Origin of the sequence: Pseudomonas sp. FJ2-5-13 (assembly GCF_029201605.1) — a bacterium.
GTDB lineage: Bacteria > Pseudomonadota > Gammaproteobacteria > Pseudomonadales > Pseudomonadaceae > Aquipseudomonas > Aquipseudomonas lactis.
This window is the reverse complement of the sequence record NZ_CP104045.1, coordinates 55,976-70,088: the sequence shown is the minus strand read 5'-3', so window position 1 is coordinate 70,088 and position 14,113 is coordinate 55,976. Positions and strand designations below refer to the sequence as shown.

Genomic DNA, 14,113 nt, shown 5'->3' with positions numbered 1-14,113 from the left:
CGGTTTTGCACCGTTCCTTTTTTGTGACCTTTGATCGCGTTATTGCCAAATGACTGGATGAATACGAAATAAATGCTAAGAAACGCTATACGGACAGGCTAAAATGCGCGCCCGGCTAACCGCTGATCCCTTTTCAATGCGCCCCACAAGGTTCGCTACGTGATCGAGTTTCAAAACGTCCATAAAACCTACCGCGTCGCCGGTAAGGATATTCCCGCCCTGCACCCCACCAGCCTGCGCGTCGAGAACGGCCAGGTGTTTGGCCTGATTGGCCACTCGGGTGCCGGTAAAAGCACCCTGCTGCGCCTGATCAACCGCCTGGAAGAGCCCAGTGGCGGCCAGATCAAGGTGGATGGCGAAGAAGTCACTGCGCTGGACGCCAACGGCCTGCGGCGCTTCCGCCAGCAGGTCGGCATGATCTTCCAGCACTTCAACTTGCTGGCGTCCAAGACCGTGGCCGACAACGTCGCGCTGCCGCTGACGCTCGCCGGCGAACTGTCGCGCAGGGAAATCGACCAACGTGTGGCTGAGCTGCTCGCCCGCGTTGGCCTGTCGGACCATGCCAAAAAGTACCCAGCGCAGTTGTCCGGCGGCCAGAAACAGCGCGTCGGCATCGCCCGCGCCCTGGCGACCAAGCCAAAAATCCTGCTGTGCGACGAAGCCACCAGCGCCCTCGACCCGCAAACCACGGCGTCGGTCCTGCAACTGCTGGCCGAGATCAACCGTGAGTTGAACCTGACCATCGTGTTGATCACCCATGAAATGGACGTGATCCGCCGCGTATGCGACCAGGTCGCCGTGATGGACGCCGGGGTGATCGTCGAGCAAGGCTCGGTGGCCGACGTGTTCCTGCACCCCAAGCACCCGACCACCAAACGCTTCGTACAAGAAGCCGAACAGGTGGACGAAGGCGAGCAGCGCGACGACTTTGCCCATGTGCCAGGCCGTATCGTGCGCCTGACGTTCCAAGGGGACGCGACCTACGCGCCACTGCTGGGTACCGTCGCCCGGGAAACCGGGGTGGACTACAGCATCCTTGCCGGTCGTATCGATCGCATCAAAGACATTCCTTACGGGCAACTGACCCTCGCCGTCACCGGCGGTGACATGGACGCCGCGTTTGCGCGCTTCACCGCCGCCGACGTTCACATGGAGGTCCTGCGCTGATGGACGTTTTCCTGAGTTTCTTCGCCAATATCGACTGGTCTGAAATCTGGCTCGCCACCGGCGATACCATGACCATGCTGTTCGGTTCGCTGTTCTTCACCGTGCTGCTGGGCCTGCCCCTGGGCGTGCTGTTGTTCCTGACCAGCCCGCGCCAGCTGTTCGAACAAAAAGGCCTGTACGCGCTGCTGTCGCTGATCGTGAATATCTTGCGCTCGCTGCCGTTCATCATCCTGCTGATCGTGATGATTCCGTTCACGGTACTGATCACCGGCACGTCGCTGGGTGTCGCCGGTGCGATCCCACCGCTGGTCGTCGGCGCCACGCCATTCTTTGCGCGCCTTGTGGAAACCGCTCTGCGCGAAGTGGACCGTGGCATCATCGAAGCCACCCAGGCCATGGGGGCTACCACCCGCCAGATCATCACCAACGCCCTGTTGCCCGAAGCCCGCCCTGGCATCTTCGCAGCGATTACGGTGACGGCGATTACACTGGTTTCCTACACCGCAATGGCTGGTGTGGTCGGTGCTGGCGGCCTGGGCGACCTGGCCATCCGTTTTGGCTACCAGCGCTTCCAGACCGATGTGATGGTGGTCACTGTGGTGATGCTGTTGATTCTGGTGCAAATTCTGCAAACCGTCGGCGACCGGCTGGTGGTGCACTTTTCTCGTAAATAACGGCCATTGCCGGCACACAGCCGGCAGATGCCCGAACAAGGAGCTTGCTGGATGAAAAAACTACTGGTTGCTTTCGCCGCCGTGGCTGCGTTTTCCGCCCACGCCGAGACCATTACGGTCGCTGCTTCGCCGGTGCCTCACGCCGAAATCCTCGAATTCGTGAAACCTGCCCTGGCCAAAGAAGGCGTGGACCTGAAGGTCAAAGTCTTCACCGACTACGTGCAGCCGAACGTACAGGTGGCTGAGAAACGCCTGGACGCCAACTTCTTCCAGCACCAGCCGTACCTGGATGAATTCAACAAGGCCAAAGGCACTCACCTGGTGAGCGTCGGCGCTGTGCACCTGGAGCCTCTGGGCGCTTACTCCAGCAAGTACAAAAAATTGGCCGACCTGCCTGACGGCGCCAACGTGGTGATCCCGAACGACGCCACCAACGGCGGCCGTGCGCTGTTACTGCTGGCCAAGAACGGCCTGATCACCCTGAAGGACCCGACCAACATCCTGTCGACCATCAAGGACATCACCGGCAACGATAAAAAGCTGAAATTCCGCGAACTGGAAGCCGCCACCCTGCCGCGCGTGCTGACCCAGGTCGACCTGGCGCTGATCAACACCAACTACGCCCTGGAAGCCAAGCTGGACCCATCCAAGGATGCCCTGGTGATCGAAGGCAGCGATTCGCCTTACGTGAACATCCTGGTAACCCGCGAAGACAACAAAGATGCAGACGCGGTGAAGAAGCTGGTTGCAGCCCTGCACACGCCTGAAGTGAAGAAATTCATCGAAGAGAAGTACAAAGGCGCGATCAAGCCGGCGTTCTGATCCAACCCGATCTGTAGGAGCGAGCTTGCTCGCGAAAAACGTCAACGATAATGCGCGCTGCCTGAATAAACGCGGCGCCTGTGAGTTCTTCGCGAGCAAGCTCGCTCCTACAAAATCGGCTTTATATGGCTGCTATTTGCGCTGCAGCAACCCCGGCAACTGCGCCACCAGCTTCTGGTTGTTCAACGGCGCACGAATAAACCCACGCTGGGTACCGTCCGGGCCGATCAGTGCCAGGTTACCGCTGTGGTCGACGGTGTAGTTCGGCTTGCTGGTATCTGCCGGAATGAAGGGAATGCTCACCGCATTCGAGACCTTCTGCACATCCTCCACATTCGCGCCAGTCAGGCCTTGGAACTGTGGGTCGAAGTAGCTCAGGTACTGCTTGAGCTGCGCCGGGGTATCGCGGTGCGGATCGACGCTGACCAGAATCACCTGCAACTTATCCACAGCCTCTTTAGGCAGCTCGCTCTTGATCTGGCGAAGCTGGGCGAGGGTGGTCGGGCAGATATCCGGGCAGAAGGTGTAACCGAAAAACAGCAGGCTCCACTTGCCCTTCAACTCGTTGACCACCACCGGCTGGCCTTCCTGATTGGTCATGGTCACCGCTGGCAACTGACGGCTTTGCGGCAGCAGAATGATGCCCGCGTCGATCAGCGCGGTGGGATCGCCCTGGCCTTTGCCCGAGAGCACTTTGTTGACGGTCAGGCCCATGATCAACGCCACCAGGGCCACGAGGATGAAGACGGTTTTTTGAGTTCGAGTCATAGGTTCAACAATAAGTAGTGGTCTACGAGCAGGGCGATAAACAGCAACAGCAAGTACCAGATAGAGTACTTGAACGTGTTGATCGCCGCGTGCGGCTGGCTGCCACGGTACAACACCCAGGCCCATTGCAGAAAGCGCGCCCCCAATACCAGCGCACAGCCCAGGTAGAGCAGCCCGCTCATGTGGATAACGTAGGGCATCAGGCTCACCGCCAGCAGGGCGAAGGTGTACAGCAGGATATGCACCTTGGTGTAGTGCTCGCCATGGGTGACCGGCAGCATCGGGATGTCGGCCTTGGCGTATTCCTCTTTGCGGTGAATGGCCAGGGCCCAGAAGTGTGGCGGGGTCCAGGCGAAGATGATCAGCACCAGCAGCAAGGGTTCGGCACTCACATGCCCAGTGACAGCCACCCAACCCAGCAGCGGCGGCGCCGCACCGGCCAGACCGCCGATGACGATATTCTGCGGCGTCGCTCGCTTGAGAAAGCCGGTGTAGATCACCGCATAACCCAGCAGCGAAGCCAAGGTCAGCCAGGCCGCCAGCGGGTTGGTGAACGCCAGCAGCAGGGCCAATCCTGCAATCGCCAGGAACAACGCAAACGCTAACGCCGCCATCGGCGAGACGCGCCCCTCAGCCATCGGCCGCTTGTGAGTGCGCGCCATCACGGCATCAATCCGTCGATCCACCACATGATTGACCGCCGCCGCGCCGCCGGCACACAGGGCAATGCCGAGGTTGCCGAACACCAGCACGGTCCAGGGCACCCCGGCGCGGGTGGCGAGGAACATGCCCACCAGCGAGGTGATCAGCATCAGCACCACCACTTTGGGCTTGGTCAGCTCCAGATAGTCACGCCAGATCGCCCGGTCGCGACGTGCGCCGATCACGGTCGCCATGGCAGTTCTCCTTTAAGGGTGATCAGGCCCGACACCTGTTTGCGCGGGATAAAACGCCAACCGAACAGACGCGGGTGACGCACCCGAACCAGGCTGGTGCGCGCGTGGTAATTGACCAGCACCAGCGTCAACAACAACGTTGCCCCGCCAGCGTTGTGCGCGACTGCCACCGGTAACGGCAGGCCGAACGCCACATTGCTCAGCCCCAGGCAGATCTGCGCGGCCAGGGCGATCAACAGCAGACCGGCCAGGCGCGTCATCCCCACTGCCCGCAGTTGCCAGGCCAAACCGAGCAGCACCAGCGTGACCAGCACGGCGCCGACGCGATGCGTCAGGTGGATAGCAGTGCGCGCCTCGCTGTCGAGCTGCCCGCCCAGGTAATTGGGGCCGATGTGCTGGGTCAGGTGAAAGCCATTGGCAAAGTCCGCTGCCGGCCACCATTGGCCATGGCAGGTGGGCAAATCGACACAGGCCACCGCCGCGTAGTTGGAACTGACCCAGCCGCCCAGGGCGATCTGCCCGATCACCAGCACCAGCCCCGCCGTTGCCCAATATTGCAGGCGCTTGGGCACGACCAACGCTGGCAGTACGCCGGACAGCCGCAGGGTCAGCAGAAACAGCAGGCTCAAGGTCGCAAAGCCGCCCAAAAGATGCCCGGTGACCACTTGCGGCCAGAGCTTCAAGGTCACGGTCCACATGCCAAACGCCGCCTGGGCCAACACCACCGCCAGTATGAACAGCGGTAGCTTCACTGGCTGGCCCGGATCACGCCGATGACGCCACGAACGCGCCGCCAGCAGCGCGATCATCAGGCCCAGGCTGCCAGCGAAGTAGCGATGGGTCATCTCGGCCCAGCCTTTGTCGGCCTCCACCGGCGTGTCGGGAAAGTGCAACTCGGCATGGGCCAGTTGGGCTTCGCTGTGCGGCACGCTGATAAAGCCATAGCAGCCCGGCCAGTCCGGGCAGCCGAGGCCGGCGTGGGTCAGGCGGGTATAGGCGCCGAGCAGCACGACAAACAATGCCAGTAACGTGGCAAACAGCGCGAGGCGAAATCCAGGCTTGGCCATGACGGTGCCCTTATCCGATGTTCGACAGTTTCAACAGCAGGCGCAGGTCGTTGAGCAAGTCCTTGCCCTTGACCTTGGCGTCGTAGCGCAGCACCAGATTGCCGTGGGGGTCGACAATCCACAGTTGCGCATCGCCGGGCGCGGCAGCATTCCTGGCAAAGGTCGACACATCCAGCGGGTAGCGCTGCAGCTGTGGATATTCGGCCTTGAGCTTGGCCTCGTATTCGCGGCTCAAAGGTTGCGCGCCGGCCAGGGCATGGCTGGCACGGGACGCATCACGGCCAAGGCTGATCTGCAGCTGACGCGCCAGGTACACCAGTTGCTGGCAATCGGCAGCGCACGCGGTGGGGGCGGTGACCAACAGTTGCCAGCGCTGTTCATCGGCCTGCACGCCGATGTCGGCGCGGGTCTGGCCGTTGCCGATCAGTTCGCCGTGGTAGCTGCGGCTGTCCGGCACCCAGAACTGCAATTTGTACATAAAGGTGGCCAGCGCCATCGGGCCGATCACCATCATCAGGATCAAAATCAGCTGCCAGCGACCCTTACGCCGATCAAGCGTGTCAGATGTGCTGGGTGGATTCATGGCCGCTCCCATGGGGCTTCTCCTTTTTGTTATGCCATCCGAGGTAGAGGTAAAGCGCCAGCAACGCCAAGGCCATGGCGAACCATTGCACGGCGTAGGCCAGGTGTTTTTCCGGGCCCATGGCGACGATGGGCCAGTGGGTTTCGTAGGTACCGGGGCCCGCTTCGGCACGCAGCTCATAGGCAAAACCGCTGCGCCCCAGTTCGTCCCACAGTGCGGCAGGGTGCAGCGCGGTGAGCAGGCGCGGCCATTGCGTGCTGGCCGGGTCGGCATGCAGTTGGAAGGTCTCGCCAGGGGCGACGTACACCCAGGCGTCGAAGTTCAGCGTCTGTTCAGGGGTAGTAAAGGCAGGCGCGATACGCCGGTCCGGCCAGGGCAGCCAGCCACGGTTGAGCAACAGCCACAGGCCGCTGGCCTGGTCATGGAAGGGTTGCAGCAACTCGACACCGGCCTTGCCGTCACGCATGCGGTTATCCAGCAATACGCTGTGTTCGCCATCCAGTTGCCCGCGAAGATGAACGCGGCGGAAGGCCGGATCAGCCATGTCATTGAGCTGCGCACTGCTGACCGGCTCAGCCGCGCGGCGCTCGGCATAACGGTCTACCAGCAGTTGCTTTTCGTGCCCACGGGCCAGTTGCCAGAACCCCAGGCCCACCATCAATGGCAGCAACATCAGCACCACCAGCGTCGGCGCGATGCCCGGACGAAAGCGTTGCAGGGCACTGGCTATACTCGATCTCATCGCCCCTCCTTCAATAAGCCCGGAGCCAGACCATGCTCAAAGCCGCCATTGCCCTGATGCTGATCGCGACCGTCGTGAGCCTGTTCAGTGGCTTGTTCTTCCTGGTCAAGGACGAGGGCAACTCCAACCGCCTCGTCACCGCCTTGACCGTGCGTGTCACGCTGGCCGTGATCACCGTGGGCTTGATCGCCTGGGGCTTTTTCAGCGGCCAACTGGTCTCTCATGCGCCGTGGTAAGCGGCGTCACAGCACATACACGAAGAAAAACAGCCCGATCCACACCGCGTCCACAAAGTGCCAATACCAACTGGCCGCCTCGAAACCGAACTGGTGCTCGGCATTGAAATGCCCGCGCAGGATGCGCATCAGCATCACAAACAAAATAAGGGTGCCGATGGTCACGTGGGCGCCGTGAAAGCCCGTGAGCATGAAGAACGTCGCGCCGTACACGCCTGAACCCAGGGTAAGGCCCAACTCTTTGTAGGCGTGGATGTATTCCTCAGCCTGGAACCCAAGAAACGCCAGGCCCAGCAGCACGGTGATCGCCAGCCACAGTTTCAGTGCACCACGATGGCCTTTGCGCAGGGCATGGTGGGCAATGGTGATGGTCACGCTGGAACTCACCAGCAGGATGGTGTTGACCAACGGCAGGCCCCAGGGGCTGATGGTGCCTTTGGGCGCTGGGTACAGCTTGGGGTCGGGGTTGTTCAGCAGGGGCCAGGCAAACTCAAAGTTCGGCCACAGCATATGCGCAATGCCCTTGGGCCCTTCGCCCGCCAACCAAGGCCCAGCCCAGACGCGCACGTAGAACAGCGCACCAAAAAAGGCGATGAAGAACATCACCTCCGAAAAAATGAACCACGTCATGCCCCAGCGGAACGAGCGGTCCATCTGCGCGCTGTACAGCCCGGCACGACTTTCCTTGATCACCGCGCCAAACCAGCCAAACAGCATGTAGGCCAGCAGCAAACCGCCCACGAAAAAGATCCACGGCCCGTGGGATTCGGGGCGCGCGGCCTTCAAGTCGTTGAACCACACGGCCAGGCCATACACGGTGACCAGCAGGCCAATCGTGGCAATTATTGGCCATTTGCTTTGCGCTGGTACGTAGTACGTATCATGAGTCGACATGTATTCGCTCTCCTGATTGAGGGGGCAAACAGTAGCTAGCCCCCGGTCCTGACGGCCACGGGCGGCTGGCGCGCAGTGATATCGAACAGCGTGTACGCCAGGGTCAAATGCTTCACATCCTTGGGCATCGCGCGGTCGACGATGAAACGTACGGGCATCTCAATGCGCTCACCGGGCTGCAACACTTGCTGGGTGAAGCAAAAGCATTCGGTTTTGTGGAAGTACATCGCGGCTTCGGCCGGGGAAATACTGGGTATCGCCTGGGCGGTCATCGGCTTATCGGTGGGGTTGTAGGCCACGAACAGCATCTCGTTGACAGCCCCGGGGTTGACCACAATCTCGTCGGCCTTGGAATGAAATTCCCAGACCATGTCGATGGCGTTGGTGGACAGGAACTGCACCCGCACCTGGCGCGAGGGATCGACCATTTGCTCACCTTCGTACTGCCCAGCGGTCTTGCCGTTGATGCCGAATGCCTTGCACATCACGTCATAGATCGGCACCAGGGCGAAGCCGAAGGCGAACATCGCCAACACCAAAATCAGCAGGCGGGTGACCAGGCGCTTGAGCGGTACGGAGTCAGCCATGGCGCCCACCCGAGCCGAACTCGGTCAATGTGGGAGCGGGCTTGCTCGCGAAAGCGGTTTCATAGCTAACGAAAACGTTGACTGACACACCGTCTTCGCGAGCAAGCCCGCTCCCACACTGACCCGGTTCGCAACGCAACCGCCTGTTCATTTGACCTCCGGCGGCGTTGTAAACGTGTGATACGGCGCCGGCGAGGGCACGCTCCATTCCAGGCCCTCGGCGCCATCCCACGGCTTGGCCGGCGCAGGCGGGCCGCCACGGATGCACTTGATGACAATGAACAGGAAGAAGATCTGCGTGGCGCCGAACATGAAGGCACCGATGGACGAGACCATGTTGAAGTCAGCGAACTGCAGGTTGTAGTCCGGCACCCGACGCGGCATACCGGCCAGCCCTACGAAGTGCATGGGGAAGAACGCCATGTTCATGCCCACGAAAGACAACCAGAAGTGCAGCTTGCCCAAGGTTTCGTCGTACATGTGGCCGGTCCATTTCGGCAGCCAGTAGTAGGCCGAGGCGAAGATCCCGAAGATCGCACCGGGCACCAGTACGTAATGGAAATGCGCCACCACAAAGTAGGTGTCGTGGTACTGGAAGTCCGCCGGGGCAATCGCCAGCATCAGCCCGGAGAAGCCGCCAATGGTAAACAGGATCACAAAGGCCACCGCAAACAACATCGGCGTCTCGAACGTCAGTGAGCCTTGCCACATGGTGCTGACCCAGTTGAACACCTTCACCCCGGTGGGCACGGCGATCAGCAGGGTGGCGTACATGAAGAACAGCTCACCCACCAGCGGAATGCCCACCACGAACATGTGGTGCGCCCACACGATGAACGACAGGAACGCGATGCTCGCAGTGGCGTAGACCATCGAGGTGTAACCGAACAGTGGCTTGCGCGAGAAGGTCGGGATGATCGAGCTGACCGCGCCAAAGGCCGGCAGGATCATGATGTACACCTCGGGGTGGCCGAAGAACCAGAACACATGCTGGAACAGCACCGGATCGCCACCACCGGCCGCACTGAAGAAGCTGGTGCCAAAGTGAATGTCCATCAGCATCATGGTCACACAGCCCGCCAGTACCGGCATCACCGCGATCAGCAGGAACGCGGTGATCAGCCAGGTCCACACGAACAGCGGCATTTTCATCAGGGTCATGCCTGGCGCGCGCAGGTTGAGGATGGTCGCGACCACGTTGATCGCGCCCATGATCGAACTGATGCCCATCAGGTGGATGGCAAAGATAAAGAACGTCACGCTTTCCGGCGCATAGGTGGTGGAGAGCGGAGCGTAGAAGGTCCAGCCGAAGTTCGGCCCGCCGCCGGGCGTGAACAAGGTAGACACCAGCAGCAGGAACGCCGCCGGCAGCAGCCAGAAACTGAAGTTGTTCATGCGCGGCAGGGCCATGTCCGGCGCGCCGATCATCAGTGGGATCATCCAGTTGGCCAGGCCGACAAACGCCGGCATCACCGCGCCGAACACCATGATCAGGCCGTGCATGGTGGTCATCTGGTTGAAGAACGCCGGTTGCACGATCTGCAGGCCTGGCTGAAACAGCTCGGCGCGGATCACCATGGCAAACGAGCCACCGAGCAGGAACATGGTGAAGGCAAACCACAGGTACATGGTGCCGATGTCTTTGTGGTTGGTGGTCAGCACCCAGCGCATCAAGCCTTTGGCGGGCCCATGGGCGTGGTCGGCATGACCGTGGTCGATCACAGTGCTCATGGCCGTTCTCCTGCAAGCGAGTGAGCGGGGCGATTCAGGGCATTGGCAATGAAAGTCGTCATTTGCTTTGGGCCTGTTTCAGAGCCAGCACGTCTTTGGGCGTGACCATGTCGCCTTTGTTATTGCCCCAGGCGTTACGCTCATAGGTCACCACGGCGGCGATATCCACTTCAGAGAGTTGCTTGCCAAAGGCGGCCATCGCGGTGCCGGGCTTGCCGTGATACACGATGCTCAGATGGTCTTTGGCCGGCCCCGTGGCGATTTTCGAGCCCTTGAGCGCCGGGAACATCGGTGGCAAGCCTTGGCCCTCAGCCTGGTGACAGGCCACGCAAGTGGTGTGATAGACCTTGTCGCCACGGGCCACCAGTTCGTCCAGCGTCCACTCCTTGGAGGTCAGCTCCTTGAGCTTGGCGGCCTCTTCCTTGCGCTCGCCCAGCCAGGTGTCGTAGTCGGCCTTCGACTTGACCTCCACCACGATGGGCATGAAGCCATGGTCCTTGCCACACAGTTCGGCGCACTGGCCACGGTAGATGCCGGGCTTCTCGACGCGAGTCCAGGCTTCGTTGACGAAGCCAGGGATAGCATCGCGCTTGACCGCAAAGGCCGGCACCCACCAGGAGTGGATCACATCGGCAGCGGTCACCAGAAAGCGCACCTTGGCGCCCACCGGCAATACCAGCGGCTGGTCGACTTCCAACAGGTAGTGCTCACCCTTGGTGGCCTGGTTATGGATCTGCTCGGCGGGGGTGGCCAGGTTGCTGAAGAACTCCACATCCTGACCCAGGTATTTGTAGTGCCACTTCCACTGATACCCGGTGACCTGGATATCGATATCCGACTCACTGCTGTCGTAGATGTTGATCAGGGTCTTGGTGGCCGGAATGGCCATGGCCACCAGAATCAGCAAGGGCACCACGGTCCAGAGGATTTCCACGGTGGTGCTTTCGTGGAACTTGGCCGCTACCTGGCCCGTGGATCGGCGGTGCAGGATCATCGACCAGAACATCGCGCCAAACACGACGATGCCGATCACCACACAGATCCAGAAAATGGTCATGTGCAGGTCAAACACAGCGTGGCTGACTTCAGTAGCCCCTGGCGCCATATTCGTAGTCCAGGCGGCGTGCGCCTGGCCGAATACCGACCACAACAGGAGGCCCATCCAAACGTGTGGATGTCGCGTCATTGCGGGTTCCCCTTTATGTTTCTTGTTATCCCGCCGGTTTGCACCTGCGGCGAAGGGAGCGGCTTCCATACTGCTTACAACCGCCAAGCCTTGCCTGCGTCATGCAGTTGGGCGTCATCAGCTAATTGCGTACAAAATCGAGTATAGACAGCCGTAGCAACCCCGCAATGTGTGGGGGCAAATGAATAGAAACAGACAGACGGAGCCCGTAAAATGGGCGGCGGAATCGTTTATCCGACGAACGATGGCATTTCGATATAACCCCTGCCTATAACCATGAAATAATTATGACAAATGCGTCTTAGGCGCTCGTATAAACGAACTACCTTGTCTTTTCCCTTTTCCTACGCCTGCTTCACTGGAGCCCTCATGAACACCGCCGCATTGCGCGAGCAGATTTCCCGTGCCCATCAACACGAAGCCACCACCGGCCAACTTGCCATTCAGCTGGAACAACAATTGCCGCACCTGCACTCGGCCATTTCTCTGGCAGACGGTGATCGCAACATCGTCATGACGCGCTTTGTGACTGCCTACATCGACCTGGTTCCTGATTTGCTCGACGCCGCCAATGACGTGGCCCGTGAGGCCGGGATTGAAAGCCAGATCAAGCCAGTACTGAAAATCGCTGAACATTTCTTCCTGCAGCCGCCCGCGATCCTGGCCGGCCACGACGGCCTTGATGGCCTGCTGGATGAGGCCTACCTGGCGCATCGCCTGGTCGAAGAAGTGAACGATCTGTACATCAAGCATTTCGGCCAGCCGTTGATCCCAGCGGATACCACCGTGGCTAACGTGATCGCCCATCGACTGATCGGTGAAGACTTCGCCAACCAATTGGATGAAGCCGTGCACCTGGCGGTGGATGAGATGCTTAACGAGGACAGCTTTGCGCTGGAGTCGGTCGAGGCCTATCGCGAACAGCTCAAGAGCCCGCAGACCGAAGCGTCCTGGAAGCGCTGGCCGTGCCTGTCGCGCCAGCTTGGGGTTGAGCTGTCGCTGGATCAGCCTGCGTAGACTTCAGATCCGATAGAGATTCAATGTGGGAGCCGGGCTTGCCCGCGATTGCGGAGTATCAGCCAACAGATTAGTTGACTGAACCACCGCAATCGCGGGCAAGCCCGGCTCCCACAGTTTTTGGGGGTGTTCAGGCAGGGGCTGAGCCGATTCCCACTGTCGTTCTCACCCGACCTTCCAGCCGACGCTTCAAACCGCGTGCCTCGATCACCAACGTCGAACCCTTGGCCGCATTGGCTCGACCCCATTCTTCCAGCAACTCCAGGCAAGAGTGGTCGATGTAACTCAAGTTACTCAGCGGCACATGCAAGGTGGTCCCCGCAGGCACAGCCGACACCACCTGAGTCAACGCCGGCACCTTCAAAAAGGTCGCCGCCCCCGTCAAACGCAGCTCCATCTCACCTTCCTGGGGCAGGTCGATCAGGCTGACTTTCAGGCGCGAAGCCTTGAAGGCCAACTTGAGCAATGTGAGCCCGAAGCCCACCAGCACGCCGGTCAGCAAATCGGTGAAGATGATTGCCAGCGCGGTGGCCGCATAGGTGAACATCGGCATCCGCCCATAGCGGCCCAGCGCCTTGAACGCCTTGACGTCTACCAGTTTGATGCCGGTGTACACCAGCACACCCGCCAGGCTCGCGACCGGAATGCTTTGCAGCACGCTCGACAGCAACAGTACGAAGCCCAGCAGCCACAGGCCATGGAACATCGCCGACAGACGTGTGGTAGCACCGGCCTGGACGTTAGCCGAGCTGCGTACGATCACGCCGGTCATTGGCAATGCACCCACCAGGCCGCAAAGCATGTTACCCACCCCTTGGGCCGACAATTCCTTGTCGAAATCGGAACGTTGACCACTGTGCATGCGGTCCACCGCTGCGGCAGACAGCAGGGTTTCGGCACTGGCAATAAACGCCACGGCGAACGCCGCGATCAGCAGCTGTGGATCAGCCAGGTTCAGCAGGTCGCTGGGGCGCAGCCAGTCGATAGCGTCCGCCAGGTTTTCCGGAACTTCCACGCGCTTGACCTGCAGCGCCAGCACCAGGCTGGCGACGGTCGCCAGGCCCACGCCAAGCAACGCGCCAGGCACAAACCGCAGTGGTTGCGGGCGGAATTTGTCCCACAGGTACATCACCAACATCGTCGACAGGCCGAGTACGCCAGCCTGCCAGCCGAGCCCGCCGCCGAAGGTAGGAATCGCTTCAGCCAGCGCTGCCGGGAAGCCTGCCAGGTTATCCAGCCCTGACGGCTTGGGCGCGCCGTCGAGCATCACATGGATCTGCGACAACACGATCAACACGCCAATCCCGGCCAACATGCCGTAGACCACCGCTGGCGCGGTGACGCGAAACCAGCAGCCCAGGCGCAAACGCCCGGCCACCAATTGCAGGAAGCCGGCCAGCAACAGGATCGGCCCCAGCATCAGCATGCCGTGCTGGCGCACCAGTTCGAACACCAACACCGCCAGACCTGCCGCCGGGCCGCTGACCTGCAGCGGCGAGCCGGCCAGCCAGCCCACCACCAGGCCGCCGATGATGCCAGTGATCAGGCCCTTGGCCGGCGGCATGCCGGACGCAATCGCGATGCCCATGCACAGTGGCAAGGCGACCAGAAAAACAACCACCGAGGCGAGCAGCTCCCGTGGCAATACAGCTTTCAATTGAGCAGCACGCATGATGACTCTCCCGAGGCATTCGCCGGGCGCGGTAAAGCCTGGCTGCATCCATGGCAGCCACCGCATTACCC

Annotated in this window: 15 protein-coding genes; 5 read left to right on the top strand and 10 right to left on the bottom strand. The window is 60.9% G+C overall.

Features of this window, described 5'->3' with window-relative positions; all coding sequences use genetic code 11:
* Positions 1-159 precede the first annotated feature (159 nt).
* From N2A98_RS00345 to N2A98_RS00335, 3 genes are read left to right on the top strand one after another with little or no spacing between them, the layout of a single operon-like run.
* Complete coding sequence (locus N2A98_RS00345) at positions 160-1,167, top strand: methionine ABC transporter ATP-binding protein (protein ID WP_044270278.1); 1,008 nt, start codon at positions 160-162, stop codon at positions 1,165-1,167.
* Positions 1,167-1,841 (top strand): methionine ABC transporter permease, encoded by a 675-nt coding sequence (locus tag N2A98_RS00340; RefSeq protein ID WP_003187354.1) that lies wholly within the window; start codon positions 1,167-1,169, stop codon positions 1,839-1,841. Before N2A98_RS00345 ends, N2A98_RS00340 begins: the two co-directional genes overlap by 1 nt.
* A gap of 51 nt (positions 1,842-1,892) precedes the next feature.
* On the top strand, positions 1,893-2,663 hold the full coding sequence (locus N2A98_RS00335; RefSeq protein ID WP_047712804.1) for a MetQ/NlpA family ABC transporter substrate-binding protein: 771 nt from the start codon (positions 1,893-1,895) through the stop codon (positions 2,661-2,663).
* Positions 2,664-2,795: 132 nt separating this feature from the next.
* Here the strand turns inward: N2A98_RS00335 and N2A98_RS00330 are convergent, their stop codons facing one another.
* Genes N2A98_RS00330 through N2A98_RS00310 form a run of 5 tightly spaced genes read right to left on the bottom strand, consistent with a single transcriptional unit; the run spans position 2,796 to position 6,719 of the window.
* Entirely contained in the window at positions 2,796-3,431 is a 636-nt protein-coding gene (locus N2A98_RS00330; protein ID WP_275622867.1) for an SCO family protein, read from the bottom strand.
* Complete coding sequence (gene cyoE, locus N2A98_RS00325; RefSeq protein WP_044270274.1) at positions 3,428-4,327, bottom strand: heme o synthase; 900 nt, start codon at positions 4,325-4,327, stop codon at positions 3,428-3,430. The genes N2A98_RS00330 and cyoE overlap by 4 nt, the downstream gene beginning before the upstream one ends.
* Positions 4,315-5,394, bottom strand: a complete 1,080-nt coding sequence (locus N2A98_RS00320; RefSeq protein WP_044270271.1) for a COX15/CtaA family protein — start codon at positions 5,392-5,394, stop codon at positions 4,315-4,317. The genes cyoE and N2A98_RS00320 overlap by 13 nt, the downstream gene beginning before the upstream one ends.
* A 10-nt stretch (positions 5,395-5,404) precedes the next feature.
* Complete coding sequence (locus N2A98_RS00315) at positions 5,405-5,989, bottom strand: hypothetical protein (RefSeq protein WP_078466257.1); 585 nt, start codon at positions 5,987-5,989, stop codon at positions 5,405-5,407.
* Complete coding sequence (locus N2A98_RS00310; protein ID WP_275622866.1) at positions 5,955-6,719, bottom strand: SURF1 family protein; 765 nt, start codon at positions 6,717-6,719, stop codon at positions 5,955-5,957. Before N2A98_RS00310 ends, N2A98_RS00315 begins: the two co-directional genes overlap by 35 nt.
* A gap of 32 nt (positions 6,720-6,751) precedes the next feature.
* Here N2A98_RS00310 and N2A98_RS00305 point away from each other — a divergent pair, with 32 nt between their 5' ends.
* Positions 6,752-6,955 (top strand): twin transmembrane helix small protein, encoded by a 204-nt coding sequence (locus tag N2A98_RS00305; RefSeq protein WP_003187345.1) that lies wholly within the window; start codon positions 6,752-6,754, stop codon positions 6,953-6,955.
* Between the two features lie 6 nt (positions 6,956-6,961).
* Here the strand turns inward: N2A98_RS00305 and N2A98_RS00300 are convergent, their stop codons facing one another.
* The 4 genes from N2A98_RS00300 to coxB form a co-directional block, all read right to left on the bottom strand.
* Positions 6,962-7,849 carry a cytochrome c oxidase subunit 3 gene (locus N2A98_RS00300; RefSeq protein ID WP_275622865.1) on the bottom strand — a complete coding sequence of 296 codons (888 nt, stop codon included), beginning with the start codon at positions 7,847-7,849 and terminating at the stop codon, positions 6,962-6,964.
* A gap of 35 nt (positions 7,850-7,884) precedes the next feature.
* Positions 7,885-8,436, bottom strand: coding sequence for a cytochrome c oxidase assembly protein (locus tag N2A98_RS00295; protein ID WP_003187340.1), 552 nt, complete (start codon positions 8,434-8,436; stop codon positions 7,885-7,887).
* Between the two features lie 147 nt (positions 8,437-8,583).
* Positions 8,584-10,167 (bottom strand): cytochrome c oxidase subunit I, encoded by a 1,584-nt coding sequence (gene ctaD, locus N2A98_RS00290; RefSeq protein WP_003187339.1) that lies wholly within the window; start codon positions 10,165-10,167, stop codon positions 8,584-8,586.
* A gap of 58 nt (positions 10,168-10,225) precedes the next feature.
* On the bottom strand, positions 10,226-11,353 hold the full coding sequence (gene coxB, locus N2A98_RS00285; protein ID WP_014716323.1) for a cytochrome c oxidase subunit II: 1,128 nt from the start codon (positions 11,351-11,353) through the stop codon (positions 10,226-10,228).
* Positions 11,354-11,722: 369 nt separating this feature from the next.
* Between coxB and N2A98_RS00280 the strand changes: the two genes are divergently transcribed.
* The gene (locus N2A98_RS00280) at positions 11,723-12,370 is read left to right on the top strand and encodes a hypothetical protein (RefSeq protein WP_044270258.1); all 648 of its coding nucleotides are present in this window, start codon (positions 11,723-11,725) and stop codon (positions 12,368-12,370) included.
* 130 nt (positions 12,371-12,500) lie between these two features.
* On the opposite strand, the gene N2A98_RS00275 is transcribed toward N2A98_RS00280, so the two are convergent.
* Positions 12,501-14,042, bottom strand: a complete 1,542-nt coding sequence (locus N2A98_RS00275; protein ID WP_275622864.1) for a SulP family inorganic anion transporter — start codon at positions 14,040-14,042, stop codon at positions 12,501-12,503.
* Between the last annotated feature and the right edge of the window lie 71 nt (positions 14,043-14,113).

Coding starts and splice junctions, on each gene's coding strand:
- N2A98_RS00340 (WP_003187354.1), top strand. CDS start 1,167: ATGGACGTTTTCCTGAGTTTCTTCGCCAATATCGACTGGTCTGAAATC.
- N2A98_RS00335 (WP_047712804.1), top strand. CDS start 1,893: ATGAAAAAACTACTGGTTGCTTTCGCCGCCGTGGCTGCGTTTTCCGCC.
- N2A98_RS00330 (WP_275622867.1), bottom strand. CDS start 3,431: ATGACTCGAACTCAAAAAACCGTCTTCATCCTCGTGGCCCTGGTGGCG.
- cyoE (WP_044270274.1), bottom strand. CDS start 4,327: ATGGCGACCGTGATCGGCGCACGTCGCGACCGGGCGATCTGGCGTGAC.
- N2A98_RS00320 (WP_044270271.1), bottom strand. CDS start 5,394: ATGGCCAAGCCTGGATTTCGCCTCGCGCTGTTTGCCACGTTACTGGCA.
- N2A98_RS00315 (WP_078466257.1), bottom strand. CDS start 5,989: ATGGGAGCGGCCATGAATCCACCCAGCACATCTGACACGCTTGATCGG.
- N2A98_RS00310 (WP_275622866.1), bottom strand. CDS start 6,719: ATGAGATCGAGTATAGCCAGTGCCCTGCAACGCTTTCGTCCGGGCATC.
- N2A98_RS00305 (WP_003187345.1), top strand. CDS start 6,752: ATGCTCAAAGCCGCCATTGCCCTGATGCTGATCGCGACCGTCGTGAGC.
- N2A98_RS00300 (WP_275622865.1), bottom strand. CDS start 7,849: ATGTCGACTCATGATACGTACTACGTACCAGCGCAAAGCAAATGGCCA.
- N2A98_RS00295 (WP_003187340.1), bottom strand. CDS start 8,436: ATGGCTGACTCCGTACCGCTCAAGCGCCTGGTCACCCGCCTGCTGATT.
- ctaD (WP_003187339.1), bottom strand. CDS start 10,167: ATGAGCACTGTGATCGACCACGGTCATGCCGACCACGCCCATGGGCCC.
- coxB (WP_014716323.1), bottom strand. CDS start 11,353: ATGACGCGACATCCACACGTTTGGATGGGCCTCCTGTTGTGGTCGGTA.
- N2A98_RS00280 (WP_044270258.1), top strand. CDS start 11,723: ATGAACACCGCCGCATTGCGCGAGCAGATTTCCCGTGCCCATCAACAC.
- N2A98_RS00275 (WP_275622864.1), bottom strand. CDS start 14,042: ATGCGTGCTGCTCAATTGAAAGCTGTATTGCCACGGGAGCTGCTCGCC.